We start from the raw sequence: 25,243 nt of genomic DNA on the forward strand, positions 1-25,243 counted from the left end.
CACCTCGAGCACTGGTACGGCCGCTTCGGGTTCGCGGCGGACGGCCCGGAGTTCCTCGAGGACGGGATCCCGCACGTTCCCATGCAGCCCCAGGACCTCATCGCCGACGCCGCCCACCGTGCCCTCGACCTCGCCGCCCCCGTCCTGGACGGGCTCTCCGCGGAGGCCGCCCACACGCGCCCGGGCGGCGCAGGCAACTCCATCGCGTGGCTGCTGTGGCATGCCGCCCGGCAGATGGACGTGCAGACGGTCGCCCTCAGGGGCGGCACGACCGTCTGGGAGGCGGGCGGCTGGGCGCGGCGGCTGGGGGTCGAGCGGGACGCGCAGGACTTCGGGCTCGGCGACACCGCGGAGGACGTCTCCGCCCTGCGGGTGACGGACGTCCCGGCGCTCGGCGAGCATCTGGAGGCGTGCGTGGACGCGCTGGTGACGTGGACGTCATCGCTGACCACCGAGGACCTGGGCGAGATCGTGGACACCTACGAGGGCGAGCCGGTCACGCGCGGCGTGCGGATCGTCAGCATGATCGACGACGCCGCCGTGCACGTCGGCCAGGCCGCCTACGCGCGTGGCCTGGTGGACGGCTGGCGCTTCGCCGTCTGAGTCGCCGGGGAGGAGGCCGCCGTGGACGACCTGCGCGTGCCGCCGGGCCCGGGCGTGCCCCGCGGCCTGCGGATCCCGGCGGCGGAGCTCTCAGAGAGGTTCTCCCACGGCTCCGGCCCGGGCGGTCAGGGGGTCAACACGGCGGACTCGCGCGTGCAGCTGAGCCTGGACCTGGCCGCGACGACGGCGCTCACCGACGCGCAGCGCATCCGGCTGCTCGAGGAGCTGGCCCCGCGGCTGGCGGGGACGGTGCTGACAGTGGACGCCGCGGAGCACCGCGCCCAGCGCCGCAACCGGACGGCGGCGCGCGAGCGCCTGGCCGCGCTGCTGCGCGAGGGGCTCGTGCCGGAGACGCCCAGAAGGGCCACGAAGCCCACGCGCGGCTCGCAGCGGCGCCGGCTGCAGGCGAAGGCGCGCCGGTCGGAGGTCAAGCAGTCCCGCCGCCGGCCCCGGATGGACTGAGCCTCACCGCCGGGCCGCTTCCCGGCGGTGCACCGCCCCCATGCCCCGGAGGACCGTCCGCGGCAGCAGGCGGGCGGCCACGGTGACGGCGCGGTCGTGCGGGACCACCTCCGCCGGCGCCCGGCGTGCCGGCGACGTCGAAGAACTCCGTGCCCGTGCTGGAGGGGGACACGCACAGCACGCGCTCGCGGCCCCGCTCCTCCTCCGCGGGCATCGCCTCCAGCCGGGCCGGGTCCTCCCGGCCGAAGGGCAGGCCGCCGCCGAACCCGGCGTTGTTCACCAGCCCCGTGACGCGCAGGCCGCGGGAGGAGAGCTCGGCGCGGAGGGCGGGGCCGGCGTCGGGCGCGGCGAGGTCGCGGGGCAGGACGGTGACCTCGGTGCGGTGGGCGGCGCGCAGCTCGTCCGCGAGCGCGGCGAGCCGGTCCGCGCGGCGGGCGACCAGCACCAGGTCCGCCCCGGCCGCGGCCAGGCCGCGCGCCAGGGCGGATCCGATCCCGGAGCTGGCGCCGGTGACCAGGACGAGCGCGCCGGTCAGGTCGGGGGCGGCGGGGGCGCTCACGGCGTGCGCCGTCCCGCCTCCGGGCGGCGCATGGGCACGTGCGGGATCCCGTCCTCGAGGAACTCCGGGCCGTCCGCCGCGAACCCGAAGCGGCCGTACCAGTGCTCGAGGTGGGCCTGCGCGTCCAGCACGCAGGCCCGCTCCCCCACCTGCTCGAGGGCGGCCTCCATGAGGGCCGCCGCCACCCCGCGTCCTCGGTGGGCACGGTCCACCACCACGCGGCCGATCCGCGCGTGGTCCCCGTCGTCGAGCAGGCGCACGGTGCCGATCGGGGCGTCCTCCTCGTCGCACACCCACAGGTGGACGGTCGCCGGCTCCATGTCCCGCCCGTCCATGTCCTGGTAGGGGCAGTCCTGCTCCACCACGAAGACCGCCTGGCGGAGCGCCCACAGCCGGTAGGCCGTGGCCGGGTCGAGATCCGCGAACGCCGCCGCCTGCACGAGGACGGGCGCCGCCTCCTCGTGCGCGTCGGGCTCGGCCTCCGCCCCGTCGACGCCGTCCGCGTGCCGCCACGCGTCGCCGCGGCGGGCCCGGTACGCCTCCTCCGGCCACGCGCTCACCCCGGTGACGCGCATCCGGGTGACCCGGCCGGCGGCGTCGAGGTCGAACGGGATGGGCTCCCCGCAGGCACCGAAGCCGTCGGCGTCCTCGACCCGCAGCGTGGTGGCGTCCAGGGCGCGGAGCTCCTCCGCGGCGTCGGCGGGAGCGGGCGCGGCGGGGTCCAGGAGCACCAGCCGCGGCCGCTCCGCGGTGCCTCCGCGCAGGACGTCCGTGGCGCCCCACAGGGAGACGTAACGTCCGGCGAGGCGGTCCAGGTCGGCGGCCGTGACGCCGCCGGGCAGGGCCTGCCAGTCGGCGGCGGGTGCGGTGAGCAGGTCGATCAGCTGGACGACGCCGACCGCGAGCGCCTCCGCGGGGCCGTCCACGGCAGTGGTGAGCACGCTGACGGCCAGGCCGGTGGCGGGGTCGAACAGCGTCCGGGTGATCTGCCCGGGGAAGCCGCCGGAGTGGCCCAGGAGGCGGCGTCCGCCGACCTCCTGGCCGAGGAGCCCCAGCCCATAGGTGCCCGTCCCGCCGCCCCGGCGGAACGTGGCCTCGGCACGGTGCATCAGCCGGAGGCTGCGGTCGGAGAGCACGCCGCGGGCCCCGAGTGCCAGGGAGGCGTAGAACGCGCTGAGCTCCTCGGCGCGGGAGACGAACCCCGTGGCGGCCGCGAGCGCCCCGGTGGTGGTCTGCTCCACCGTGACGCGGGCGCGGGCCCGGCCCCCGGCCCGGGTGTGGCCGGTCGCGGCGCGGGCGGCGACGTCGTCGGTGAGGTCCGCGTGGGTGTCCGTCAGGCCCAGCGGGTCCAGGACGGAGGCGCGGACGTGCTCGGCGTAGGGGCGGCCGGTGACGTGCTCGAGCACCGCGCCGAGCATGCCGTAGCCGATGTTCGAGTACTTGAAGTGCTCCTGCGGGGCGTAGGCCGTGCCGTGGTCCCGGACCAGGGCCTGGAGGGCGGCGGCGTCCGGGAAGGGGCGGTCGAGGATCCAGTGGTCGGCGTCGGCGCCGTCCCGGACCGCGCCGGCGGTGTGGCTGAGCAGCTCGCGCAGGGTGACCCCGGCCAGCGGCGTGTCGGCGTACCCGGGCAGCAGGGCGCCCACGGTGTCGTCCAGGCGTAGGGTGCCCAGCTCCACCTGGCGGAGCACGGCGACGGCGGTGAACGTCTTGGAGTGGCTGGCCACACGGAACAGGTGGCGCGTGGTGAGCCGCTCGCCCGTGGACTCGTCGGCCACGCCGTGCGCGGTGGACAGGATCAGCTCGTCCCCGAGTCTGACCGCGGCCTGGACGCCGGGAACCCGGCGGACCTCGGTCTGGGTCGCCAGCCAGCGGTCCAGGGCGGCGGCGATCGGCCGGAGCGCGTCGGCGCTGAGCGGGGGACGGTCGGCGGAAGGGGTGTCACGGGTCACAGGGATCCACTCTACGGCTGCGGTGCGCGCCCCGGGCCGGGGCCCCTCCCCTGGTGCGAGGACGCCGCCCTGGCGACGGGCGTCGGCCGGTGGTTCCCCCGTCGGGCCCCCGCGCACGGGGCGCTCCGTCCAGGCACCTGGGGCGTGCTGGAGATCGCGGACGGCATGGTCACGTTCACCCCCGACTCCCCGTCGGCCGCGCCCGGCTGGTCCGTCCCGGCGCGGCAGCTGACCCTGGGCCGCGCCGGCGTCCGCTTCCCCGGATCGTTCGTGGTCCGCGGCGCCGAGGCGGAGGACATCATGCTGGAGGTCTCCACCAGCGAGGGTGCGCGCTGGCGCGAGGCCGGGGACGCCCGTGACCTCCCCGACCGGTCCACCCACCGCGAGGTCCAGCAGATCCTCGTCGGCTGGGGCGCCCGGTCGGTCCGGCCGCGGCCGGCCTAGCGGCGCGGCGCCCGGCGGGGACGGCTGATCCACGCGAGGTAGGCACTGCCCGAGGTCAGGGCGGCGCCGCCGGCGGCCACCAGCGGTCCGGCGAACGGGCCGAGCCGGTCCTTGTAGGCCACCAGCACGTTGGTGCCGCCGGTGATCATGGCCGCCACCACGAGCGCGGCGACCACCCGGTCGCCCGTCCGCTCCACGCGGGCCACGAGCGGCTCGAGTTCGCTGGTGCGCACGTTCACGTCGATGCCGCCGTCCTCGATGCGCTCCATGAGCGTGCGCAGGTACTGCGGGAGCTCGAGGCCGATGTCCGCGGTGGTGATGGTGGCCCGGCGGAGCCGGCGGGCCAGGCGCCGCGGGTCCAGCTGGTCCATGACCATGCGCCGCACGAAGGGGTCCAGCACGCGGGTGTAGTCGAAGCCGGGGTCCAGGCGACGGCCGAGCCCGTCCACGATCAGGACCATGCGGAACACCTGCACGAGCTCCGGGGGCAGGGACAGCCGGTGCCGGCGGACGATCGCGAAGACCTCGGAGACCAGCTGCGGCACCTTGATGTCCTGCAGGTCCCGGCCGTCCACCCGGGCCACGATGCGCCCGACCTCGGATCGCAGCCGACGCCGGTCCACGGGCCCGCGGGGCGGGGCGATCTCCAGCAGGGCGCGCACCAGCCCGTCCACGTCCTGCCGGGCCAGCGCCATCGCCAGCCCGGAGATCCGCTCCCGCACGCCGGGGCCGATCCGCCCGACGGAGCCGAAGTCGATGAAGCCGATGGTCCCGTCCGGCTCGATGAACACGTTGCCGGCGTGCGGGTCGGCGTGGAACACCCCGTGCTGGAACACCATGCGCATCAGCACGTCCGCGGCCCGGTAGGCGAGCTCCTCCCGGTCGATGCCCGCGGCCTCCAGGACGGGGAGGTCGTCCACGCGCATCCCGGCCATGCGCTCCATGGTGAGCACGCGCGCGCTGGTCAGCTCCCAGGCGATCCAGGGGAACCGCACGCCGGGGGTGCCCGTGAACCCGGCCGCGATCTCCTCGCACGCGCGGGCCTCCACCACGAAGTCCAGCTCTGCCCGCAGGGACCGGTCGAACTGGTCCACCATCCCGGCGACGTCCATGTCCGACAGCGTCCGGGAGGCCCGGACCAGCCGCCCCGTGAGGGTCCGCAGGATCTCCAGGTCCGCGGTCACCGCCTCCACCACGCCGGGCTTGCGGACCTTCACGACGACGTCGCGCCCGTCGTGGAGGACGGCCCCGTGGACCTGGCCCACGGAGGCCGTGGCCAGCGGGGTCCGGTCGAACTCCGCGAACAGCTCGTCCACGGGGGCGCCGAAGTCCTCCTCCACGGTGCGGGCGATCGCCGCGTACGGCACGGGCGTGGCGCGGTCGGTGAGCCGGGCGAACGCGGTGCAGTAGGACTCCGGGAACAGGTCCGGGCGGGTGGAGATCAGCTGGCCCAGCTTCACGAACGTGGTGCCGAGCTCCTCGAACGTGCGGACCAGCAGCTCGGGGCGTGCCTCGGCGTCGAGGGGCCGGCGCGCCGTCGGGTCCTGCGGGGCGAGCCAGCGGCCGAGCCCGGCCAGGCGGGCGGTGGCGTCGAGGCCGTTGCGGGCCATGACGTGGGCGATCTCGCGGTAGCGCTGCAGGTGGAGGGCCATGACGCCCACGCTACCGACCGCGCGGAGGGGTGAGCCTCGCCGCTCAGTCGGCGTACCGCAGGGCGCCCGGCCGGACCCGTGCGTCGGCCCCGATCCGCACCCCGTCCGCGAGCGCACCCGTCGCCCGCAGCTCCCGCAGCCGCGCCAGCACCCGGTCCCGCACGTCCCACGGGCTGAGGGTGTTGACGTTGATCTTGGTGGCGCCCTCGAAGCCGGCGAGTGTGGAGACGCGCCACTTGAGCATCACGCGCCAGGGCATCGGGGACGCGACGCCGGGCGGGCGGGTGTGCCATTCCTCGTTGGAGGGGACGTCGGGCCCGGTGGCCGCGTGGGCGGCGTGCAGCAGGTCGGAGACGGCGCGCAGCTCGGCCGCGGACTGCCGCCACGGCTGCCCCACCGGGCTCGTGGAGTAGACCTCGACCGTCGGGTACCGGTGGCCGAAGCCGGCGAACATCACGGCGTGCTCGTTGGCGGCGATCACGAGGTCGTGCGCCACGGCCACGTCCAGCGCGGCATGGTTGAACACCTGCGGGTCCTCGCGCAGCCGGTCCAGGGCGGCGGCGTTCTGCGCGCCGACCTCGTCGATGGCCACGAGCTGCTTGTGCAGGTGGTCGAAGGAGGCGCCGGCGGGCTTGAGCCAGTTCTGGAACACGGAGACGTACCGCACGGCGGGCGTGGTCGCGTAGAGGTCCCGCATCGCGTCGGCGGTCAGGGCCAGGAACGCGTGGTGCTCGTCCAGGGTGAGGGTGCCCGAGGAGGCCAGCTGGTGGTCGTCCACGGCGCCGTCGACGAAGTGCCGCCGGGCGATCACCACGTCGTGCGTGCCGCCGAAGAATGCGGTCGACGCCGCGATCAGCTCCGCCTCGGACATCGCCGCAGCCTCTTCCGGGGAGCGGCCGGAGGCGCGCAGCTTCGCGGCGACGACGGCGCGCACGTGGGCGCGGCCGGCCTTGGTGGCCAGGTACTCGTCACGGCGACGGCGCGCGTCCGGGGGGAGCTCGTAGCCGTGGTTGAGACGCCAGTAGTCGTAGCTGAGGATCTCGAAGAGGTTGGGAACCCGGCGGAAGGCCGGGGTCGTCTCCCCGAGCCGCTCCGCGGCCAGGTGCCGCAGGATCTGCCAGGCCGGGGCGCCGTCGTCGGCCCTCGTGGGCACGATGCGTGCCTTCTCCGGCGGCGTCTCCAACAGGCGGTGCGCGCAGAAGGCGCAGTGCCGGCCGTGCTGGGCGGGGTCGAGCGGCTGCGGGGCGGGCCGGACGAGGCCGAGCGGGCGGTGGCCGCGGCCGGGCACGGTCCAGACCTCGGTGCCGGTGAAGGGGTTGCGCTGCTTGACGGTGCCGTCCGGCAGTCGGGTGAGGGGCTCGCTCACAGACGGGTGCACGAGGCCAGGATACGAGGCGGTGCCGGCCCGGGCAGGCCGGCGCCGACGCGCCCCCCAGTCAGAACTCGAGCAGCACTTTGCCCTTGGCGTGGTGGGACTCGAGACGCTCGAACGCCTGCTCCCAGTCGGCAGCCCACCCACCGAAGGAGCCGCACCACGCGTGCTCTCGTGTACCACGGTTGTGAAGCGCCCCAGGTTTGATGGCTCTTCACGAATGAGGGTGTAGCGCGGAGACGCGTGCAAGCAGCCGGTCACGCCGCTGACCGGCCAGCGCGAAGGGCCGTCCTGCGACTGCTGCTGACCCGCCTCAGCGCAGCAGCACCGGCCCGGCGTCGATGGCGAAGCGGAACAGGTGGTACGGGTAGACGCGCAGATCCTGGCCATCCTGATACTTCGCCTGGCGGTGCAGCTGATTCGCGGTGACGTACAGGTGCCCGTCGCGGGCCACCGACATGGTGTCGGGCCAGAGCAGCCGCTCGTCGTGCACAAGGGTCTGCATCTCACCGTCGGGCAGCCGTCGGAGGACGGCATTGTGCTCCCAGTTCGTCGCGTACAGCCGGCCCTGGTCGTCGCTCTCGAGGCCGTCGGCACCGCCGCCCTTGTCACCGTGATCGACGACCGTCGCCGCCACGTCCTCATCCGAGAGCGCGCGGTCACGCAGGGCCGCGGTATCGACGCTGTACCACCGACGCGAAATGAGCGGGCAGTACCAGAGCCGTTCGCCGTCGTGGGAGATGGCGATGCCGTCCGCGCCCATCTTCACCGGCTGAGGCGCCTCGCCCGCGCTGCGCTCGGCGAACACCCGTCCCTCGGCGACCGGCACCATCTCCCCGGGCGGCAGGGCCTTGGTGGTCGGATGGTCGTGGAGGCGCCGCCAGGCCGCGCCTGACGCAAGATCGACGACGATGATCCCGTTCGGACCCTGGTCGGAGGAGTCGGTGATGTACGCGAAGCCCGCCTCCCCCTGCCGCAGATCGAACCGCACGTCGTTGAGGTAGGTGGTCGGCAGGGCGACATCCGGCTCGAAGAGGATGGTCTGCGTGATCTCGTCGGTGGTGAGGTCGATGCAGACGAGCTTAGGCCCGCCGCGCTGCGTCTCCTCGAACAGCGGGCTGCCGGTGTCGAGCACCCACAGACGATCGGCGGGGTCGATCACGATGCTCTGCACCGACACGAAGGCATCCGGGTCGGCCTTGCTCTTCGCCTGGTTCGCCTCCGCGCTCGGGTACGGCTTCACGGCGCCGTCGACGAGTTCGACGACGGTGGCGGGCACCTCGTCGCCCCACTTGGGGAAGTTCACGAAGATGCGCCCGGTGTGCGAGACGCTCACGCCGGTCGGCATGGGGCCGTCGGTGAAGGTGTGCACCACCTCGAGCTCACCGCGCGGGGTGTCGGAGACGTCGATGGCCTGGTCGTCGCGGCCGAGAAACGGGTTCGTCATGTGTTCGAGGCTAGCGGATGGCCCGCACGCCGCCCAGGGGGTTGCGCACGGCGCTCGCAAAGGTACCGGCGCACCCGGACAAGCAGGGTGGTGGGCCGGTGTCCGAACGGCTCGTGCGCGAGCCGACGCGTCACCGTGTCCCTGGGCGCTCCCTCGGCACCCCACCTCCGACACCACGGATCGGTCGCCACCGGCCGGCACTCGATTGTGGCTCGATCCGGCTCGATCAGCTGGCCGACGGCGACAAGGTCGAGCTCGTCGAGGCGGCAGAACATGGTCAGGTCAGGGGACGCGAAAGGAGGGTGAAGCATGTCGAGGTCTTTGGGGATGGTGAGCGTGAAGAACTTCCACCCTCCGGGAGACCTCGACCCGGGCACCAACGCGCTCAACCAACTACATCGCCAGGTCCCTGCTCGAGACCGGCGGCTTCAGACCGCGACTACACTCTGGAATCGGATGAGCCGCTTTCAGTCGCTTGACCTCGGCGGACTCCTCGCTGGTGACGCCGGGGCGGGTTCCATCGTCGACCTCGGTTGTGCGAGCCAGCGCCGCACGGACTCGCGCGAGACGCCTTCCTGGCGAGCCGCACGCACCTCGCTCGCAGCTGGGGATCGATCTTCTTCGGCACGCTGTCCATCCTTCCGGACTCAAACAGCAGCGGCATCAAACCCTGACCGATTCACAACCTGACAGCTATGTCCGAACCCCGCACTGCGACGCGGTTTCATCATCCCGCGCCGGGTCACACTGCGAGCGGATCCCGCAGTGACGGATCCCGCTGCGGCACCTCCGCGTACCGATCCTCACGATGAAGACACCCCATGACAAGGTGGCTGAGCCTGTGACTGCTGTCCAGCCGCGACTTTTGGGTTGACCCAGGGCGGGCTGCCGTCGTCCTCGACGAGGAGACGTTTACCCATTGAGTGCGTCCGTTCTGGGGTCAGGCAAACTATCGCAGGGCTTCGCCGAGGCGAGCGGCGGGCGTGAGGTCGGCGGGGAGACCGCCGCCGGTCGCAGCCCGGGCAAGAGCGCGACCCAGCGCAGGTGCCTGCTTGAACAAATTGTGACCGGCCACAAAAAGGACAGAGCCTGCCTCCCACACGGCCACGCCGTCCTCGCTCCATGGGAGGTCGGTCACCCAGCAGTGAAGAAAGTCGCGCGGCTCTGGGTGGAGACCGGGCAGCGCCCGTGTCACGTATTCGCGCGCGCGTTCGTCCAGCGATCGAATCGCCGCAGGGTCGATGAACGTTCCGTCGTCGCGGACGCCGACGGTGTCGCTGAGTCCGACCGAATAACTGCTGTTGCCCGGTAGCGGCGTCGCGTACACGCCGACTTCGCCGAAGACGCCGCTGCTGTCCTGCAGGCACGCGACTCGTGCCGGGGCGGCGTCTTTCACGTCGAAGGTCAGCCGGACGTGTGCGGCAAGGCGAACCGGCAGCGACAGGCCGACGCTGCGGGCCAGGCGGGCGGTTTCGCGGCCGGCGCACACGACCACCTTGGAGTAGACAGCCCGGTCGGTGACGCTGCGCACCTCGACCGTCCCATCGGCGCGGGGATCGATGGAGATCACCTCTGCGGTGGTGACGGCATCTCCGAGGGCACCCGCGAGTGCCGTGATCGCGGCGCGGGTGCGGATCGCGCCGCCCGACTCGTCGAGCACCGCTGGCCCCGAGTACCCAGCGAGCAGCGGCATGCGCTGGGCGAGCTCGGCTGCATCGATCTCGTGCGCTTCCACGCCGCCGACCTCGTCGAGCACCCGCAGCCGCGCCAGGGCGCTGTCGCCGAGCGCCACGACACCGTCTGATGAGACCAGTTCGACGTCGAAGTGTTCGGCCCACTCATCCCATACACCGCGGCTTTCGCGCGTGAAAGCGACGAGTCGCGGGTCGTCGTGGGCATGCCGGAAGATCCGCGACTCGCCCGCGGACTGACCCGCTCCGGGCAGACCGGCCTCGTACAAGCGCACCGGCACGCCCTGTTCCCGCAGCGCGTACGCCGTCGACAGACCGACGATCCCGCCCCCGATCACTGCTACCTCGGGTGAACGCGTCGGGGCAACGTCGTCAGTTCCTGTCATCGCGGTTCCTCGATCTGTTAGGGATGTGAGATAAACGTCAAAAGTACGGGGCCGCTGCCACAACGTCAACGGGCTGTGTCAGCCCGAAGTCACCCCGCGCAACCACCCCTCATGTCGGGGTCAGCACTCCCGGTCGGTGGTTTCAGGCGGGAAGTTTGGAGCTCAACACGTCGAGCTTCTCGATCGTCGGTTCGGAGAACAACGCACCCGCACCGGTCTGCTCGCCGAGAGCTACGGCAACAGGGCCAGACAGGTGAGCGTCACGTCGGGCGTCATCGGGGAAAACGTCGAAGATCCCGAAGGAGGAGGGCCCGAGGCGGATCGCGAACCACGCGGTGGTCGCCGGCTCTTCCACAACAAGCGCACGGCCGCTGTCAAGGAAATCCTTCACGTCGTCCTCCTTGCCGGGCAACGCGTCAAACCTGACCAGCAATCCCTTGGTCACACTCATGATGTCTCCTCTTCCTTTGTCGTGGTGCCCGCGAGTTGGGCCACGATCGCCTCGGAGAACGCCGGCAGGTCCTCCGGCGAGCGGCTGGTGGTGAGATTCTTGTCGACCACGACCTCCTGGTCGACGACGTTCGCGCCGTCATTGCGCAGATCCGTGCGGATGCTCGGGAAGGACGTCAGGGTGCGACCGGTGGCCACGTCGGCCTCGATCAACGTCCACGGTCCGTGACAGATCGCCGCCACCGGCTTGCCGTTCTCGACGAAGTCCCGGACGAAGGCGGCAGCGTCCTCGTCAATCCGGAGCTTGTCGGGGTTCACCGTGCCGCCCGGAAGCACCAAGGCGTCGTAGTCGGCCACCGAGGCCTCAGCCACCAGCCCGTCGACGCCGAAACGTCCCCGCCGGATCCAGGTCGTTCTCGCGGGGCCTTGATCTCGCCCTCATCGACCGAGAGGACCTCGGTCCGAGCGCCGGCCCTGTCCAGAGCCTCACGGGGTTGATCGAGTTCGACGCGCCCGACCCCGTCCGCGGCGAGGATCGTGACGCTCTTGCCCTGGAGATGTACTGCCATGTCAGTTGGGTCTGCTGCACGATCCGGTGACATCTTGACCTGCCCTACGGTTTGGTTTCCACTCTTGGTCGCTAGCTTCCGGTGGTGGTCAGTGCCCGAGGGGTGCCGGCGGGGTCGTAGTCGCAGGGTGTCGCGCACTCGAGGCAGGAGTGCCGTCGACGACGGTTGTAGAACACCTCGAGGTACTCGAAGATCGCGTTCGCGAGCTCGATCTCGCCACCCTGGGCCCAGGCCCCGATCTGCACGGGATCATGGAAGCGCGCCGCCTTGCCTCGGACCGCCCGACGTATTCTCGATGCACTCAACGCCCTTGCTGATGACCCTCGCCCACCCGGTTGCATCAAGCTTCAGGGCGGCGAGGGCGAGTTGCGCATCCGAATCGGTGACTGCCGAGTCGTCTATGACGTCGTGGATGATGAGCTGGTCGTGCTGATCCTCCGTGTCGGGCACCGCAGAGAGGTCTACTGATGAGCGGGGACGGATCTCGGAGCATCACTGACGCGCGCCGGAGCGCCCAGACCATAGGCCTCGCCAGCGACTCCACCCGGGCCCTCATCGCCCCTCTCGCGGCATAACATCACCTCGTGGGCAATGTCCCCCTGGCCCCCCGCAGCACGGCGGCTGGCGACCAGTTCTTGACGGAGTTCGCAGAGGAACTCACCCGGTCGCGAGGGTGAACGGCGACTCGCTCACACGTGGAACCGGAACTCCACCGGATGCCGTGCCGCCCTCAGAGTTGCCGTCCACGCCTGAGGTGCGCCGGGTGATATCCGCACTGTTCCAGAGGTACTTCAGCCGTGAGACTCACGCGCGTCTCCTCGACGCCGACGTGAGCGGGGGTGCGGAGGACGGTGGTGGCCTGGCCGGCCGGAAAATCCTGGCGCGGGTCAGCGAGAGGCGTCCAGGCGGCACTCCCACCAACGCCGCAGTCAGGGATTGATGCGGCGACGACCGTGGTCGTTCAGCGTCCCTGGGCTGCGGCGTCGTCCACGGACGCCAGGAACTCGCGGACCTGGGCCAGGCGCTCGGACCGCACCGCGAGCACCTGCTCGTAGGGCGGGGGCGTGGATGCGAAGAAGGCGAGGTCGACGCCATCGTCCTCCGCACCCGCGCGGGGCTGGCCGAGCGGGTGGAACGGCTCCTCGGCGCCCTGGATCCCCCGGCTCAGCCAGGCGTCGGTCGCGAAGACGAGGTGGCGCAGGGTCTGGGAGAAGGACCACTCTCCCTCGACCGAGACGTCGACTGCGCCGTCCGGGAGCGCCGATGCGCGGCCGGTCGCCTGACGCCAGGAGGCTTCTACCGCGCCCCAGGCCCCGCGCAGTCCCTCGGCGTCCTCGGCGCGCCGCTGCGTCCCGCAGGCTCCTGCCGACAAAGCGGGCACCCTCGAGCTTCAGCGAGTCGGGAACTGCGGACATGTCTTCGAGGGTGCCAGCCGACCCCTGGATTCATTGTCAGACACGCCCTAGGCGCGCCGGCCCGGAGGGCCGAGCCCTGTTCGCCGTCGTCGACCACGCAGGGCGGGCCCCGTGACCTCCGGCGTGATCATCCCCACGGCCACCCGTGACGCGGGTACGCTGATCGCTGTTCCACGTCACAGCGCTCTCGCTCGACTCGACCCACCCGCACGGAGGCCTCACCCATGTCGTCCCGCATCCACCACCCCGGCCTCCGGGCCAAGGTCATGTCCGCCGAGGAGGCGGCGGCGTTCATCACGCCGGGCATGACGGTGGGGATGAGCGGGTTCACGGGGTCCGGCTACCCGAAGGCCGTGCCGATCGCCCTGGCCGAGCGCATCAAGGCCGCGCACGCCCGGGGCGAGGACTTCCGGATCGACCTCCACACCGGCGCCTCCACGTCCGTCGAGATGGACGGCGCGCTGGCGGAGGCCGACGGCGTGCGCCTGCGCACCCCGTTCAACACGGACCCGACCATGCGCGCCAAGATCAACGACGGCTCGGTCGACTACATCGACACGCACCTCTCCCACCTCGCGCAGACGGTGTGGGAGGGCTTCTACGGGCCCATGGACGCCGCGGTGATCGAGGTGTCCGCGATCCGCGAGGACGGGACGCTCGTGCCCTCCTCGTCCGTGGGCAACAACAAGTCCTGGCTGCAGCTGGCGGACAAGGTGATCCTCGAGGTCAACTCGTGGCAGAGCGAGGATTTGGACGGCATCCACGACGTCTACTACGACACGGCCCTGCCCCCGCACCGGAAGCCGGTGCCGGTCAACCACCCGTCCGACCGCATCGGGCGGACCGAGTTCGTGGTGGACCTGGACAAGGTGGTGGCCGTGGTGGAGACGCACGGCCCGGACCGCAACTCCCCCTTCAAGCCTGCGGACGCGGACTCGATCGCGATCGCCCAGCACCTCGTGGAGTTCTTCGAGCACGAGGTCAAGGCCGGCCGCTACGACGAGCACCTGCTGCCCCTGCAGTCCGGCGTGGGCAACGTGGCCAACGCCGTGATGGCCGAGCTGGTGAAGTCCCGCTTCCACGGCCTCACGGCCTTCACCGAGGTGGTCCAGGACGGCATGCTCGACGCGCTGGACTCCGGCACGCTGGCCATGGCCTCCTGCACGGCGTTCTCGCTGTCCACCGAGGTGGCCGAGCGGTTCAACGACAACGTGCTGCAGTACAAGGACAAGCTGATCATCCGCACCCAGGAGATCTCCAACCACCCGGAGCTGGTGCGCCGCCTGGGCATCCTGGCCATGAACGGCATGCTCGAGGCCGACCTCTACGGCAACGTGAACTCCACGCACCTGATGGGCACGAAGATGATGAACGGCCTGGGCGGCTCGGGCGACTTCGCCCGCAACGCGTTCACCTCGTTCTTCCTCACCCCCTCCACGGCCAAGGGCGGGGACATCTCCTGCATCGTGCCGATGGTCTCGCACGTGGACCACACCGAGCACGACGTGCACGTGGTGGTCACCGAGCAGGGGCTGGCCGACCTGCGCGGCCTCTCCCCCAAGCAGCGCGCCCGCACGATCATCGACACGTGCGCGCACCCGGACTACAGGGAGCAGCTGCGGGACTACTTCGACCGCGCGATGCGCGGGTCGGACGGCCTGCACACCCCGCACCTGCTCGGCGAGGCCCTGTCCTGGCACCAGCGCTTCCTCGAGACCGGGACGATGCGTCAGGGCTGACGGCCCGCCCGACCGGACACCCGCGGGACACCTGCGACGGGGCACCCTACAGGGGGCCGTACCTCGCCCCTGTGGCCGAGGGCTCACCGTCTCTCGCACCTCGGAGGAGTCCCATGACCTCGCCCACCGGTGGGTCCACCGCCGCCGACGCCTCACCCCGGAAACACACCCCCGGAGGCCTGCTCAACAGGTTCCTCAACGTGATCGAAGGGAGCGGCAACAAGCTCCCGGACCCGATCATCATCTTCGCGGGCATCTGCGCCCTGACCCTGGCGGCGTCCGCCGTGGCCGGTCTGAGCGGGTGGAGCGCGGCCCATCCGGGCACGGGTGAGACCCTCGTGGCGACCGATCTGCTCAGCACGGAGGGCATGCGCGTCGTCATCGGCGACGCCGCCAAGACCTTCGGCGCCTTCGCCCCGCTGGGGCAGGTGCTCATCATCATGCTCGGCATCGGCGTCGCCGAGCGGTCGAGCTGGACTATCTGCGCGGCGACGACATGGTGTGGAACGACCCGGCCCGCACCGCGGTGGTCCATGAGCTGTGCGAGGACCTGTTCCCGGGCTCGGTGATCACCGACCCGCCGATGCTCGGCGGCGAGGACTTCGCGGCCTTCTCCCGGACCGCACCCGCCACGTACGTGTTCGTGGGGGCCGGCAACGCGGCCAAGGGCTTCGACGCGGGTCACCACAACCCGCGGTTCGGTCTGGATGAGGACGCCTTCCCGATCGCCCTGCGGCTGGTCGTCGAGGTCCTGCGGAACGGGCCGCGCCTCGCGGCGGGGTGAGATCACGCCGGCTCCGGGCACGTGCCCGGAGCCGGCACAGGCCCGCGGGGCCGGCGACGGCGTCAGCCGCGCCCGCCGTGCTCCCGCTCGGGGATTCCCGCGGCCCACAGGGCGGCCGCGATGAGGGCGGGCTGGCCGAACAGCCGCGCCAGGCGGCGGCCGTCGGTGTCCAGCCCGAAGCCGTCCTTGCGCTCGGCGTACTGCCCGATGTTCCCGGGGTAGATCGCCGTGTAGAAGGCCGCCAGGGCGGTGCCGGTCAGGCGGCGCTGCCCGGGGAGCGCCAGCAGAGCGGCCCCGAGGCCGATCTCGGCCACGCCGGATCCGAGCACCACGAGGTCCGCCGGGAGCGGGACCCACGAGGGCACCTGCGCGCGGAACTCACGGCGCGCCACGGTGAGGTGGGACAGCCCCGCGGCGGTCATGAACCCGCCGAGGCCGAGGCGGGCGGCGGTCTGGGAGAGGGGGACGGACTGCCGGCGCTTCGTCATCACGCCTCCCCGAGCTCGAGGACGACGTCGATGTTGCCCCGGGTGGCGTTCGAATAGGGGCACACCTGATGCGCCTGCTCCATGAGGGCGCGGGCCTGGTCCGCGGGGACGTTGGGCAGCACGACCTCGAGGGTGACCTCCAGGCCGAAGCCCTCACCCTGGCGGCCGATGCCCACGCGGGCGCCGACGGAGGAGTCGGTGATGTCGGCCCGGGAGGCGCGGGCGACCATCTGCAGGGCCGAGTGGAAGCACGCGGCGTAGCCGGCGGCGAACAGCTGCTCGGGGTTGCTGCCCTGGCCGGAGCCGCCCATCTCGGTGGGCACGGCGAGGTCGAGGTCGACCCGCCCGTCGGTGGTGCGGACATGGCCGTCGCGGCCGGCGCCGGTGCTGAGCGCCTCGGCGGTGTAGATGGTCTCCATGAGAGGACCTTTCATCCGCCCGCCCCGTGCGGGACGAGTCGGCTCCAGCCTGCCACCCGGTTAGGTCGTGCGCAACCAAGTTGTTCGCCAGCGACCACTAGAATCGCTCCCATGGATGCCGCGCCGACCCCCAGCCTCGCACTCGAGGACCAGCTCTGCTTCGCCCTGCACCGGGCGACGCGCGCCGTCACGCGCGGCTACGGCCCGCTGCTCTCCCGCCTCGGCCTCACCTACCCGCAGTACCTCGTGATGCTCACCCTGTGGCAGGTGGAGGGTGACGCCTCGGCCGAGACGGAAGCGCCGACGCCGGGCGCCGGAGCACTGGCGGTCGGCGCGCTGCGGGACCGGCTCGGCATGGACAACGGCACCATCACGCCCCTGGTGCGGCGCCTCGCCGGCATGGGGCTCGTCACACGGGAGCGCGACGTCCACGACGAGCGACGCGTGCTGGTCCGGCTGACGGACGAGGGGCGAGCGCTGCGGGAGTCCGCCCGGACGGTCCCGGCGGACGCCCTCACCCGGATCCCCCTCGACGCCACCGAGCGCCAGGTCCTCATGGACCAGCTGAACCGGATCACCGAGGCCGTCGGGCCGCGCTGAGCCGGCGGGAGCGGCCCGCGCGCCGAACGCGGGTCAGCGCACCCGGTCCAGGATCGCGCGGGCGACGGCGTCCGCCTCACGCTCGGGCAGCCAGTGGTCCGCGTCGAGCGCCACGAACCGGTACTCCCCCGCCACCTGCCCCGCCGTGAGCTCGGCGGCCCGCGGCCCCAGGGCCGCATCCCGGGTGCCCCACACGTACGTGGTGGGGACCGACACGGGCGCGCTGGTCGTGGTGGTCACCAGATCCGGGTTCGCCCGATACCAGTTCACCGGGCCGCGCAGGCTCTGCGGGGTGGAGAACCGGCGAGCGTAGTGCTCCGCCCCGGGGACCTGACCCCGCTGCAGCAGGGAGCCCAGCCGTCGCGCGAGGATCCGTTCGGGGAGGGCCGGCGCCTGGAAGGCGGCGATGTACCAGCTGCGGCGCAGCTGGTCCGGGCCGCGCAGGGCGCGGGCCAGGGCGGCCGGGTGCGGCGTGGACAGGACCGTCAGGGACGCGATCCGTTCGGGGTGGGCGGTGGCCAGCGCCCAGGCGACGGCGCCGCCCCAGTCATGGCCGACGACGTGGACGCGCCGCGCCCCCGCCGCGTCCGCCAGCGCGACGGCGTCCCCCACGAGCGCCGGGAGGCGATAGGCCGCCGTCGCCCGCGGAGCGGCCCCCGGGGAGTAGCCGCGCTGGTCCGGGGCGAGCGTGCGCAGCCCCGCGGCGTGCAGCAGCGGCTCGACGTGCCTCCAGGACGTGGCGTCCTGCGGGAAGCCGTGCAGCAGCAGGACCACCTCCCCCTCGGCCGGCCCGCTGTCGCGGACGTCGAAGGTCAGGCCCTGATGCCGAAAGGTGTCCATGCCGCCCCCGAGTGCGCCGTCGCTCGTCACAGCCGGACGAGCATCTTTCCCGTGTTGGCGCCCTCGAGCAGGTCGATGAACGCCTGGGGTGCGTTCTCCAGACCCTCCCGGACGGTCTCGTCCCACTGGATCTTCCCGGCGGCGACCCACGGGCCCACGCGCTCGAGGAACTCGGGGCGGACCTGCGCTGCGTACTTCTGCAGGACGAAGCCGCGCAGGGTCAGGCGCTTGCCGATCGCCAGGGCGAGGTTGCGCGGGGCGGCCGGCGGCTCCGTCGAGTTGTACTGGGCGATCGCGCCGCACATCGCCACGCGGCCGTCGACCCGCAGCGCGGCGATGGCGGCCTCGAGGTGGTCGCCGCCCACGTTGTCGAAGTAGACGTCGATGCCCTCCGGCGCCGCCTCGGCTAGCAGGTCGGTGGGCGAGCCGTCGTGGTAGTCGAACGCGGCGTCGAAGCCCAGCTCCTTCACCCGCGCCACCTTCTCGGGCGTGCCCGCCGAGCCCACGACGCGCGAGGCGCCCAGCAGACGGGCGATCTGGCCGGCGGCCGAGCCGACGGCCCCCGCGGCACCCGAGATGAAGACGGCGTCGCCCTCCTGCATCTCGGCCACGTGCACGAGGCCGGTGTAGGCGGTCAGACCCGTCATGCCCAGCACGCCCAGGTAGGTGCTGTCCGAGAACTGGGAGGTGTCCACGGCCTGGACGGTGTCGCCGTCGAGGACGGCGTGCTCGCGCCAGCCGAGGCCGTGGAGCACGGACGTGCCCTCCGGCACGTCCGCGTGGCGCGAGGCGATCACGGTGCCCACCGCGCCGCCGTCGAGGGGGGCGTCGAGCTGGAACGGAGGCACGTAGGACTCGACGTCGTTCATGCGGCCGCGCATGTACGGGTCCACGGACATCACGGTGTTGCGCACGAGGACCTGGCCCTCGGCGAGCTCGGGGAGCTCGACCTCCGTGAGGCGGAAGTTCTCCGGCGTCGGGGCGCCGTGGGGGCGGGAGGCGTGGTGGATCTCGCGCGTGTGGGTGGGGGTGCTCATGGTGGTCTCCTCGGGGTCGAAGCGGCGGGCTCGGCGGGGGGTCAGCGCGCGAGCAGGTCCAGGAGGCGGCGGGCGGCGTCGGCGGAGGAGGCCGGGTTCTGGCCGGTCACCAGGGTGCCGTCCGTGACCACGAAGCTCTCCTGATCCGGGCCCTTGCGGTAGTCCGCGCCGGCGGCGATCAGCGAGTCCTCGACGAGGAACGGGACGACGTCCGTCAGCTGGGCGGCCTCCTCCTCGCCGTTGGTGAACCCGGCGACCTGACGGCCGCGCACGAACGGGGTGCCGTCGGCAGTGGTGATCGGGTGCAGGATCCCGGGAGCGTGGCAGACGAGGCCGAGCGGGCGCCCCGCCGCGTCGCTGTCGAGGATGATCCGCGTGGAGTCGGCGTCGGACACCAGGTCCCACAGCGGGCCGTGACCGCCCGGGTAGAAGACGGCATCGAACCCGTCCACGTCCACCTGGGCCAGGGGCGTGGTGTGGGCCAGGGCGGCCTTGGCCTCCTCGTCCTGGTCGAACCGGCGGGTGGCCTCGGTCTGCATCTCCGGCTTCGAGCTCGTCGGGTCGATGGGCGGCTGGCCGCCGCGGGGCGAGGCGAGGGTGACCTCGTGGCCGGCGTCCGTGAAGACGTAGTAGGGCGAGGCGAACTCCTCGAGCCAGAACCCGGTCTTGCGGCCGGTGTCGCCCAGCTGGTCGTGCGAGGTGAGGATCATCAGGATGCGGGACATGTCTGGGGCCCTTTCATTGGTGGGGACTGCACTCTCATGGTCGTACACAACCGAATCTCGGGCAAGGGTGACGGTGCCCACCAGCCTCACGCCGCGGCCGCCGCGCCCGGGACATCAGCGCTCCGTCACCCGCCCGTCGGCCACGTGCCAGCGTCGGTCCAGGCGGACGGTGTCCAGCATGCGGCGGTCGTGGGTGACGAGCAGCAGGGCGCCCTCATAGGTCTCCAGCGCCTGCTCGAGCTGCTCGATGGCCTCCAGATCCAGGTGGTTGGTGGGCTCGTCGAGCACGAGGACGTTCACCCCGCGGGCCTGGAGCAGGGCCAGGGATGCCCGGGTGCGCTCGCCGGGCGAGAGCTCGTCCACGGGGCGGTTCACGTGGTCGGCCTTGAGACCGAACTTGGCCAGCAGGGTGCGCACCTCCCCGGAGGTCATCTCCGGCGCGAGCGTCTCGAAGGCCGCGGCGAGCGGGACGGCCCCGGCCAGCAGCGAACGCGCCTGGTCGATCTCCCCGATCTGCACGCTGGATCCCAGGGCGGCCGTGCCCTCGTCCGGGGCCTGGCGGCCCAGCAGCCCGCGCAGCAGGGTGGACTTGCCGGCCCCGTTGGGCCCGGTGATGCCGATCCGCTCCCCCGCGTTGACCTGGAGGGACACCGGGCCGAGCGTGAAGCCGCCCTGCCGGAACACGGCGTCGTTGAGGGTGGCGACCACCGAGCTGGAGCGCGGCGCCGCGCCGATGGTGAACTCCAGCCGCCACTCCTTGCGCGGCTCCTCCACCTCCTCCAGGCGCGCGATGCGGCTCTCCATCTGCCGGACCTTCTGGGCCTGCTTCTCGCTCGACTCGCTGGCGGCCTTGCGGCGCAGCTTGTCGTTGTCCGGGGACTTCTTCATCGCGTTGCGCACGCCCTGGCTGGACCACTCCCGCTGGGTGCGGGCGCGGGAGACGAGGTCCTGCTTCTGCTCGGCGAACTCCTCGTACTTCTCCCGGGCCTGGCGGCGCAGGGTGGCCCGCTCCTCGAGGTACGCCTCGTAGCCGCCGCCGTAGACGCGGTTGGTGCGCTGGGCGAGGTCGAGCTCCAGGACGCGGGTGACGCAGCGGGCCAGGAACTCGCGGTCGTGGCTCACCAGCACGACGCCGCCGCGCAGCTCCTGCACGAAGGCCTCCAGGCGGGTCAGACCGTCGAGGTCGAGGTCGTTGGTGGGCTCGTCCAGGAGCACGACGTCGAAGCGGGAGAGCAGCAGCGCGGCGAGGCCGACGCGGGCGGCCTGCCCACCGGAGAGGGAGGTCATGAGGACCTGTTCCGGGGAGGCGGAGAGGTCCAGGCCGAGGTCGGCCAGGACGGCGGGGATGCGCTCCTCCAGGTCCGCGGCGCCGGAGGCCAGCCAGCGGGTGAGGGCGGTGTTGTAGCGGTCCGCGGCGGCGTCGGTGACGTCCGGGTCGGCCAGTGCCTCGGCAGAGGCGTCCATCTCGCGGGTGGCCTCGGCGCAGCCGGTGCGGCGGGCGATGTACCCGGCCACCGTCTCCCCCGACACGCGCTCGTGCTCCTGCGGGAGCCAGCCGACGAAGGCGTCCGAGGGGGCGAGGGACACGGTGCCGGTCTGCGGGGCGAGGTTCCCGCCGAGGATGCGCAGCAGCGTGGACTTGCCCGCGCCGTTGGCCCCCACGACGCCGACGACGTCCCCCGGCGCGACGGTGAGGTCGAGCGCGTCGAACAGCGTGCGATGGCCGTGGCCGCCGGCCAGGCCGGAGGCGACGAGGGTGGCGGTCATGCTTCTCCTGGCTCGGGTGCGCTTCCCTGGGGCGGGTCACCGCCACACTGTCACAGATCCCCCGGGGCACCGCCCCCGGGCCCGGGCTCCCAGACCGGCAGCGCGCTTCCTTCCTTGCCCTGGCATGGGGAGAGTCATAGCGTCGCAAGGGTCAGGTGCGCGGCTCCGCGCGGCGCACACGGCGCTCCAGAGAGGGAAGGCAGAGCACACTGATGACTGAACCGGTGACGTACACGCCCGACATCGAGCACTCGGTCGACCGCGAGGAGGACCTGACCCGCGAGATCCTGGCCCAGATGGGCGCGGCACAGCGCCGCGCGGCGGGAGAGCACAAGCACGCCCACCGCGACGCCCACGCCAAGAGCCACGCCGTCCTCAAGGCCACGCTGGTGGTGCATGAGGGCCTGGCTCCCGAGCTGGCGCAGGGCATCTTCGCCCGTCCGGGCACCTACGAGGCGGTGGCGCGGCTCTCCTCCGCGCCCGGGGACATCCACACCGACCGCACTCCCGCCCCGCGGGGCTGGGCCTTGAAGGTGCTGGGGGTGGAGGGCAAGCGGCTGCTGCCGGATCTGGACAGCCACAATCAGGACTTCCTCATGGTGAACTTCCCGACGCTCGCCTTCGGCACCGTGGCCCGCTACAAGGAGATGCTGAGCCTGCTGGAGAAGAACTCCCAGTCCCCCGAGCTGCTGCAGCGCCTGACGACGGGCGCCGCGCGCGTGGTCCGGGGCGCGGTGGAGACCGTCGGGGGGACCCCCAGCGCCACCTTGGAGGGCCTGGGGCGGGACAACGCCCACGTCCTCGGCGAGACGTACTTCACCCAGGGCGCCCTGCGCTACGGGGACCACGTCGCGAAGATCTCGCTGGCCCCGGCGTCCGCGAACGTGCGCGCCCTGACCGGCCAGGACATGAAGGTGAAGGACTTTTCCTCGATCAGCGAGATCGTCGCCGACTTCTTCTCCCGTGAGAGCGCAGAGTACGTCCTGCGGGCGCAGCTGGCGACCGACGCGGAGCGCATGCCGGTGGAGGACGCCTCCGTCCTGTGGGACGAGGAGGAGGCCCCGCACCAGCCCGTCGCCACCCTGCGCATCGAGGCGCAGGAGAGCTACAGCCATCCCCGCCGCGTCTACGGCGACGATGCCCTCACCTTCAACCCGTGGAACGGCGTGGTCGAGCATCAGCCGCTGGGCTCGATCATGCGCGTCCGCAAGCGCGCCTATGAGCAGTCCACTTGCTTCCGCCACGAGTTCAACGACCGTCCGGCCCCCGAGCCGACGTCGCTCGACGAGATCCCGGACTGATCCCGGCCTCGCCCCTCACCACCCACCCCTAAGGATTCTCGAAGGAGGACCTCATGAACGACCGCCCCGACCCCCGACTGCAGGACGAGAGCCGCCTCGACGCCGTCAAGCGCGCCGTCGAGGACGTCGCCCAGGACGCCCCCACGCTGGCCAAGATCGCCCTCGAGGCGATGATCCGTAAGCACAACCCGAACCTGTCCGGCACCGCCGAGTCCGCCGGCCGCGTGGGGATGCGCTCGGGCAAGGTCTCGGAGCTGACCGCCATCGCCCGCCTCAAGCCGGGCGGCGCCGAACGGCTGCAGCGCATCTTCGACCTGACCCGCGGCAACATGGACGGCGCCCAGCGCGTGTCCACGCTCCACGACATGCGCTTCGTCTTCTTCGACGACAACACCCGCATCCTCTTCGCCACGGCCTACGACGGCGACTGGGACGCGTACATCAACGACTTCGCCACCAAGATCCCCGAACTGATGGACCTCCTCTTCCAGAACGTGGAGGGGTGGCCGGGCATCGACAGCCCGACCGTGAAGGACTTCATCGCCGACCACCAGATCACTGCCTCCGGGTGGTTCGTGGCGAACCCGCAGGTCACCGTGGTGGACACGCGCCGACTGCAGCGCACCGAGGACGCGGTGAACACCTTCCTGGACCAGATGGCCGGGCGCACCGACCTGGACGAGGACACGGCGGCCGCCCTGAAGCAGCTCACCGACACGATCTCCACCCCCGAGGCGGTGGACTACTGAGATGGGCGTGCTCAAGGACCTGAAGGAACGTTTCGAGCGGGAGCGCGTCGAGCTGCACCTGGACGACATCCAGGGCCTGGTGTTGCGGGAGCGGCCCGAGCCCTACGTCGGCGCCCACGCCATGCTGACCGTGGAGGAGGCCGAAGGCGGCCGGGACTTCGTCCGTCGCCTGGCCGAGCACGTGACCTCCGCGCAGGACTGGGCCGACGACCTGCAGTCCTGGACCGGCGTGGCGATCAGCTTCGCCGGCCTGCGCGCCCTGGGGCTGCCCGAGGACTCCCTGGCCAGCTTCCCGCTGCCCTACCAGCAGGGGATGGCCGCCCGCGCCCAGCAGCTCATGGACACCGGGCCGAACGCCCCGGAGCACTGGGACGAGGCGTTCACCCAGGACGCCTGCCACATCGCGCTGACGATCTACGCGGCCGACGCCGACGCCCTGGACGCCGCCCTGGACCAGGCGCAGCAGGTGCTGGAGCACTCCACCGGAGTGACCCTGGTGGCCACCCACCGGTTCGGGGTCGACGAGCTGAACAAGAACCCCTTCGGCTTCCGGGACTCCATCTCGCAGCCGACGGTGGCCGGCAGCGGGGTGCGGCCCCAGCCGGGCCAGGAGCGCTCCATCTCCGCCGGCGAGTTCATCCTGGGCGAGAACAGCGAGACCGGCTCCCCGCTGGCCGTGCCGCAGCCGGACGTGCTGGGCCGCAACGGGACCTACGTGGTGCTGCGCAAGTTCGCCAGCCGGGTGGGCGCCTTCAACGAGTACCTGGCCTCGCAGAGTCCGGACCCGGAAGAGCAGCACCGGATCGCCGCGAAGATGTTCGGCCGGTGGCGCAGCGGCGCCCCGCTCGTGCTCTCCCCGGACCACGACGACGAGGAGCTGGGCAACGACCCGGAGCGGCGCAACGACTTCACCTTCGAGGACGACCCGAAGGGCCTGATGTGCCCGCACTCCAGCCACATGCGTCGCCTGAACCCGCGGGACAGCGACCTGTCGATCATGACGGACGTGAACATCAAGCGGATCATCCGGCGCTCCTCGACCTACGGTCCCGGGTGGTCGCCGGAGGTGACCTCGGCCGACGACGCGAAGGAGGACCGCGGGATCTACTTCATCTTCATCAGCGCCCGGGCCTTCGACACGATCGAGTTCATGCAGCAGGAGTGGATCAACGGCGGCAACTTCGTCGACCTCGGCTCCGAGCGGGATCCGATCGTCGGTCTGCACGAGGACGACCCGACGCAGGGACGGTTCACCATCCCCGCCGAGCCGGCCCGCAAGCGCATCAACGGCATCACCACCTTCAACCGGATGGCCGGAGGCGAGTACCTCTTCATGCCCTCGCTCCGCGCCCTGCGGTGGATCGGTGAGGCGGGCTGGACGTCGGACCAGTCGGACGCCGAGGCGTGATGCAGCCTCCGTCCCCGGGCGGCCCCGCGGGCGCCCCGCCGTGGCAGGTGGACCTCGACTGGCTGTGGGGCACCCCGCCGGGCAACGACGGCTCCCCCGCGACCCTGCGGCTGGACGTCGTCGGCCCCGGGGCGGCCCGGGCGGCCGCCGCGTGGCTGGGCTCCCTGCCCGGGGACGAGGACGGCGTCCGGGGCAGGGGCGGCTGGCGCGCCGACCCGGGCGAGCAGCCCGACGCGGACGACCACGCCGTCCTGTTGCTCACCTCGGCGGGTGAAGACGTGGCGGACGGGCTGGAGGGCGCCGCCGACGACGCCCACGCGGCGTTGGCCGCCGTCGCGGGCCTCACTCTGCGGTGGACTCCCCTGCCCCGTGACCCGTCGCGCTGAG

The 25,243-nt window shown here is 72.2% G+C and carries 27 protein-coding genes and 2 pseudogenes; 12 read left to right on the forward strand and 17 right to left on the reverse strand.

Annotated features, from left to right (window positions below; genetic code table 11):
- The coding region (locus MHY29_RS03155; RefSeq protein ID WP_239238198.1) for a DinB family protein at nt 1-603 on the forward strand (603 nt) is incomplete at its 5' end.
- A gap of 21 nt (nt 604-624) precedes the next feature.
- A complete protein-coding gene (gene arfB / locus MHY29_RS03160) occupies nt 625-1,065 on the forward strand; it encodes an alternative ribosome rescue aminoacyl-tRNA hydrolase ArfB (RefSeq protein WP_239238199.1) in 441 nt (146 codons plus the stop codon).
- Here the strand turns inward: arfB and MHY29_RS03165 are convergent.
- Nucleotides 1,031-1,624, reverse strand: a complete 594-nt coding sequence (locus MHY29_RS03165; RefSeq protein ID WP_239238200.1) for an SDR family NAD(P)-dependent oxidoreductase — start codon at nt 1,622-1,624, stop codon at nt 1,031-1,033. The genes arfB and MHY29_RS03165 overlap by 35 nt on opposite strands.
- Nucleotides 1,621-3,573 carry a GNAT family N-acetyltransferase gene (locus tag MHY29_RS12455; RefSeq protein WP_350354988.1) on the reverse strand — a complete coding sequence of 651 codons (1,953 nt, stop codon included), beginning with the start codon at nt 3,571-3,573 and terminating at the stop codon, nt 1,621-1,623. The genes MHY29_RS03165 and MHY29_RS12455 overlap by 4 nt, the downstream gene beginning before the upstream one ends.
- 144 nt (nt 3,574-3,717) lie before the next feature.
- Between MHY29_RS12455 and MHY29_RS03180 the strand changes: the two genes are divergently transcribed.
- Complete coding sequence (locus MHY29_RS03180; protein ID WP_224356685.1) at nt 3,718-4,017, forward strand: hypothetical protein; 300 nt, start codon at nt 3,718-3,720, stop codon at nt 4,015-4,017.
- Here the strand turns inward: MHY29_RS03180 and MHY29_RS03185 are convergent.
- The 8 genes and pseudogenes from MHY29_RS03185 to MHY29_RS03220 form a co-directional block, all read right to left on the reverse strand.
- On the reverse strand, nt 4,014-5,669 hold the full coding sequence (locus MHY29_RS03185; protein WP_239238201.1) for an AarF/ABC1/UbiB kinase family protein: 1,656 nt from the start codon (nt 5,667-5,669) through the stop codon (nt 4,014-4,016). The genes MHY29_RS03180 and MHY29_RS03185 overlap by 4 nt on opposite strands.
- Nucleotides 5,670-5,712: 43 nt before the next feature.
- Nucleotides 5,713-7,035, reverse strand: a complete 1,323-nt coding sequence (locus MHY29_RS03190) for a DUF4921 family protein (protein ID WP_239238202.1) — start codon at nt 7,033-7,035, stop codon at nt 5,713-5,715.
- 319 nt (nt 7,036-7,354) lie between these two features.
- Nucleotides 7,355-8,488: an L-dopachrome tautomerase-related protein gene (locus MHY29_RS03195; protein WP_187036560.1), complete on the reverse strand. Its 1,134-nt coding sequence runs from the start codon at nt 8,486-8,488 to the stop codon at nt 7,355-7,357.
- A 56-nt stretch (nt 8,489-8,544) separates the two neighbouring features.
- Nucleotides 8,545-8,799: pseudogene (locus tag MHY29_RS03200) on the reverse strand (ISL3 family transposase); the annotation flags it as partial.
- 638 nt (nt 8,800-9,437) lie between these two features.
- Nucleotides 9,438-10,565 carry an FAD-binding oxidoreductase gene (locus MHY29_RS03205; protein ID WP_239238203.1) on the reverse strand — a complete coding sequence of 376 codons (1,128 nt, stop codon included), beginning with the start codon at nt 10,563-10,565 and terminating at the stop codon, nt 9,438-9,440.
- A 142-nt stretch (nt 10,566-10,707) separates the two neighbouring features.
- Nucleotides 10,708-11,016 carry a putative quinol monooxygenase gene (locus MHY29_RS03210; RefSeq protein ID WP_239238204.1) on the reverse strand — a complete coding sequence of 103 codons (309 nt, stop codon included), beginning with the start codon at nt 11,014-11,016 and terminating at the stop codon, nt 10,708-10,710.
- Nucleotides 11,013-11,387: a type 1 glutamine amidotransferase domain-containing protein gene (locus tag MHY29_RS03215; RefSeq protein WP_370643433.1), complete on the reverse strand. Its 375-nt coding sequence runs from the start codon at nt 11,385-11,387 to the stop codon at nt 11,013-11,015. The genes MHY29_RS03210 and MHY29_RS03215 overlap by 4 nt, the downstream gene beginning before the upstream one ends.
- Before the next feature lie 268 nt (nt 11,388-11,655).
- Nucleotides 11,656-11,796, reverse strand: a pseudogene (locus MHY29_RS03220) (IS3 family transposase); the annotation flags it as partial.
- A 55-nt stretch (nt 11,797-11,851) separates the two neighbouring features.
- Between MHY29_RS03220 and MHY29_RS03225 the strand changes: the two are divergent.
- Nucleotides 11,852-12,052 carry a type II toxin-antitoxin system RelE/ParE family toxin gene (locus MHY29_RS03225; RefSeq protein ID WP_255718498.1) on the forward strand — a complete coding sequence of 67 codons (201 nt, stop codon included), beginning with the start codon at nt 11,852-11,854 and terminating at the stop codon, nt 12,050-12,052.
- 493 nt (nt 12,053-12,545) lie between these two features.
- Here the strand turns inward: MHY29_RS03225 and MHY29_RS03230 are convergent, their stop codons facing one another.
- Nucleotides 12,546-12,956 carry a DinB family protein gene (locus MHY29_RS03230; RefSeq protein WP_239238205.1) on the reverse strand — a complete coding sequence of 137 codons (411 nt, stop codon included), beginning with the start codon at nt 12,954-12,956 and terminating at the stop codon, nt 12,546-12,548.
- A gap of 267 nt (nt 12,957-13,223) precedes the next feature.
- Between MHY29_RS03230 and MHY29_RS03235 the strand changes: the two genes are divergently transcribed.
- The 3 genes from MHY29_RS03235 to MHY29_RS03245 all read left to right on the forward strand — a co-directional run bounded on the left by MHY29_RS03235 (nt 13,224) and on the right by MHY29_RS03245 (nt 15,522).
- Nucleotides 13,224-14,738, forward strand: a complete 1,515-nt coding sequence (locus MHY29_RS03235; RefSeq protein ID WP_239238206.1) for an acetyl-CoA hydrolase/transferase family protein — start codon at nt 13,224-13,226, stop codon at nt 14,736-14,738.
- 113 nt (nt 14,739-14,851) lie between these two features.
- Nucleotides 14,852-15,307 carry an AbgT family transporter gene (locus tag MHY29_RS03240; RefSeq protein ID WP_239238207.1) on the forward strand — a complete coding sequence of 152 codons (456 nt, stop codon included), beginning with the start codon at nt 14,852-14,854 and terminating at the stop codon, nt 15,305-15,307.
- Nucleotides 15,235-15,522 (forward strand): M20/M25/M40 family metallo-hydrolase, encoded by a 288-nt coding sequence (locus MHY29_RS03245; protein WP_239238208.1) that lies wholly within the window; start codon nt 15,235-15,237, stop codon nt 15,520-15,522. Before MHY29_RS03240 ends, MHY29_RS03245 begins: the two co-directional genes overlap by 73 nt.
- Before the next feature lie 62 nt (nt 15,523-15,584).
- Here the strand turns inward: MHY29_RS03245 and MHY29_RS03250 are convergent, their stop codons facing one another.
- Together MHY29_RS03250 and MHY29_RS03255 are read right to left on the reverse strand one after the other, a co-directional pair.
- A complete protein-coding gene (locus MHY29_RS03250) occupies nt 15,585-16,010 on the reverse strand; it encodes a hypothetical protein (RefSeq protein ID WP_192593497.1) in 426 nt (141 codons plus the stop codon).
- Entirely contained in the window at nt 16,010-16,429 is a 420-nt protein-coding gene (locus MHY29_RS03255) for an organic hydroperoxide resistance protein (RefSeq protein ID WP_036316406.1), read from the reverse strand. Before MHY29_RS03255 ends, MHY29_RS03250 begins: the two co-directional genes overlap by 1 nt.
- A gap of 111 nt (nt 16,430-16,540) precedes the next feature.
- Here MHY29_RS03255 and MHY29_RS03260 point away from each other — a divergent pair, with 111 nt between their 5' ends.
- Nucleotides 16,541-17,029, forward strand: a complete 489-nt coding sequence (locus MHY29_RS03260) for a MarR family winged helix-turn-helix transcriptional regulator (protein ID WP_239238209.1) — start codon at nt 16,541-16,543, stop codon at nt 17,027-17,029.
- Nucleotides 17,030-17,062: 33 nt separating this feature from the next.
- On the opposite strand, the gene MHY29_RS03265 is transcribed toward MHY29_RS03260, so the two are convergent.
- The 4 genes from MHY29_RS03265 to abc-f all read right to left on the reverse strand — a co-directional run bounded on the left by MHY29_RS03265 (nt 17,063) and on the right by abc-f (nt 21,398).
- Nucleotides 17,063-17,869, reverse strand: coding sequence for an alpha/beta fold hydrolase (locus tag MHY29_RS03265; protein ID WP_239238210.1), 807 nt, complete (start codon nt 17,867-17,869; stop codon nt 17,063-17,065).
- Between the two features lie 26 nt (nt 17,870-17,895).
- Nucleotides 17,896-18,906, reverse strand: a complete 1,011-nt coding sequence (locus MHY29_RS03270) for an NADP-dependent oxidoreductase (protein ID WP_239238211.1) — start codon at nt 18,904-18,906, stop codon at nt 17,896-17,898.
- Between the two features lie 41 nt (nt 18,907-18,947).
- Nucleotides 18,948-19,631, reverse strand: coding sequence for a type 1 glutamine amidotransferase domain-containing protein (locus MHY29_RS03275; RefSeq protein ID WP_239238212.1), 684 nt, complete (start codon nt 19,629-19,631; stop codon nt 18,948-18,950).
- A 114-nt stretch (nt 19,632-19,745) separates the two neighbouring features.
- On the reverse strand, nt 19,746-21,398 hold the full coding sequence (gene abc-f / locus MHY29_RS03280; protein ID WP_239238213.1) for a ribosomal protection-like ABC-F family protein: 1,653 nt from the start codon (nt 21,396-21,398) through the stop codon (nt 19,746-19,748).
- A 212-nt stretch (nt 21,399-21,610) separates the two neighbouring features.
- On the opposite strand from abc-f, the gene MHY29_RS03285 reads away from it, so the two are divergent.
- The 4 genes from MHY29_RS03285 to MHY29_RS03300 are packed head-to-tail and all read left to right on the forward strand — an operon-like array spanning nt 21,611 to nt 25,242.
- Entirely contained in the window at nt 21,611-22,699 is a 1,089-nt protein-coding gene (locus MHY29_RS03285) for a catalase family protein (RefSeq protein ID WP_239238214.1), read from the forward strand.
- 53 nt (nt 22,700-22,752) lie between these two features.
- A complete protein-coding gene (locus MHY29_RS03290; RefSeq protein ID WP_239238215.1) occupies nt 22,753-23,448 on the forward strand; it encodes a hypothetical protein in 696 nt (231 codons plus the stop codon).
- Nucleotide 23,449: 1 nt separating this feature from the next.
- Complete coding sequence (locus tag MHY29_RS03295; RefSeq protein ID WP_239238216.1) at nt 23,450-24,856, forward strand: Dyp-type peroxidase domain-containing protein; 1,407 nt, start codon at nt 23,450-23,452, stop codon at nt 24,854-24,856.
- Nucleotides 24,856-25,242 (forward strand): hypothetical protein, encoded by a 387-nt coding sequence (locus tag MHY29_RS03300; RefSeq protein WP_239238217.1) that lies wholly within the window; start codon nt 24,856-24,858, stop codon nt 25,240-25,242. The genes MHY29_RS03295 and MHY29_RS03300 overlap by 1 nt, the downstream gene beginning before the upstream one ends.
- The last annotated feature ends 1 nt before the right edge of the window (nt 25,243 follow it).

This window comes from Micrococcus sp. ACRRV (genome assembly GCF_022346985.1).
GTDB lineage: Bacteria > Actinomycetota > Actinomycetes > Actinomycetales > Micrococcaceae > Micrococcus > Micrococcus porci.

Bases quoted from the DNA above. Each gene is read 5' to 3' on its own strand.
- MHY29_RS03255 (WP_036316406.1), bottom strand. From the start codon at position 16,429: ATGGAGACCATCTACACCGCCGAGGCGCTCAGCACCGGCGCCGGCCGC.
- MHY29_RS03245 (WP_239238208.1), top strand. From the start codon at position 15,235: ATGGTGTGGAACGACCCGGCCCGCACCGCGGTGGTCCATGAGCTGTGC.
- MHY29_RS03295 (WP_239238216.1), top strand. From the start codon at position 23,450: ATGGGCGTGCTCAAGGACCTGAAGGAACGTTTCGAGCGGGAGCGCGTC.
- MHY29_RS03290 (WP_239238215.1), top strand. From the start codon at position 22,753: ATGAACGACCGCCCCGACCCCCGACTGCAGGACGAGAGCCGCCTCGAC.
- MHY29_RS03250 (WP_192593497.1), bottom strand. From the start codon at position 16,010: ATGACGAAGCGCCGGCAGTCCGTCCCCCTCTCCCAGACCGCCGCCCGC.
- MHY29_RS03285 (WP_239238214.1), top strand. From the start codon at position 21,611: ATGACTGAACCGGTGACGTACACGCCCGACATCGAGCACTCGGTCGAC.
- MHY29_RS03195 (WP_187036560.1), bottom strand. From the start codon at position 8,488: ATGACGAACCCGTTTCTCGGCCGCGACGACCAGGCCATCGACGTCTCC.
- MHY29_RS03210 (WP_239238204.1), bottom strand. From the start codon at position 11,016: ATGAGTGTGACCAAGGGATTGCTGGTCAGGTTTGACGCGTTGCCCGGC.
- MHY29_RS03235 (WP_239238206.1), top strand. From the start codon at position 13,224: ATGTCGTCCCGCATCCACCACCCCGGCCTCCGGGCCAAGGTCATGTCC.
- MHY29_RS03300 (WP_239238217.1), top strand. From the start codon at position 24,856: ATGCAGCCTCCGTCCCCGGGCGGCCCCGCGGGCGCCCCGCCGTGGCAG.
- MHY29_RS03185 (WP_239238201.1), bottom strand. From the start codon at position 5,669: ATGGCCCTCCACCTGCAGCGCTACCGCGAGATCGCCCACGTCATGGCC.
- MHY29_RS03240 (WP_239238207.1), top strand. From the start codon at position 14,852: ATGACCTCGCCCACCGGTGGGTCCACCGCCGCCGACGCCTCACCCCGG.
- abc-f (WP_239238213.1), bottom strand. From the start codon at position 21,398: ATGACCGCCACCCTCGTCGCCTCCGGCCTGGCCGGCGGCCACGGCCAT.
- MHY29_RS03260 (WP_239238209.1), top strand. From the start codon at position 16,541: ATGGATGCCGCGCCGACCCCCAGCCTCGCACTCGAGGACCAGCTCTGC.
- MHY29_RS03205 (WP_239238203.1), bottom strand. From the start codon at position 10,565: ATGACAGGAACTGACGACGTTGCCCCGACGCGTTCACCCGAGGTAGCA.
- MHY29_RS03270 (WP_239238211.1), bottom strand. From the start codon at position 18,906: ATGAGCACCCCCACCCACACGCGCGAGATCCACCACGCCTCCCGCCCC.
- MHY29_RS03265 (WP_239238210.1), bottom strand. From the start codon at position 17,869: ATGGACACCTTTCGGCATCAGGGCCTGACCTTCGACGTCCGCGACAGC.
- MHY29_RS03275 (WP_239238212.1), bottom strand. From the start codon at position 19,631: ATGTCCCGCATCCTGATGATCCTCACCTCGCACGACCAGCTGGGCGAC.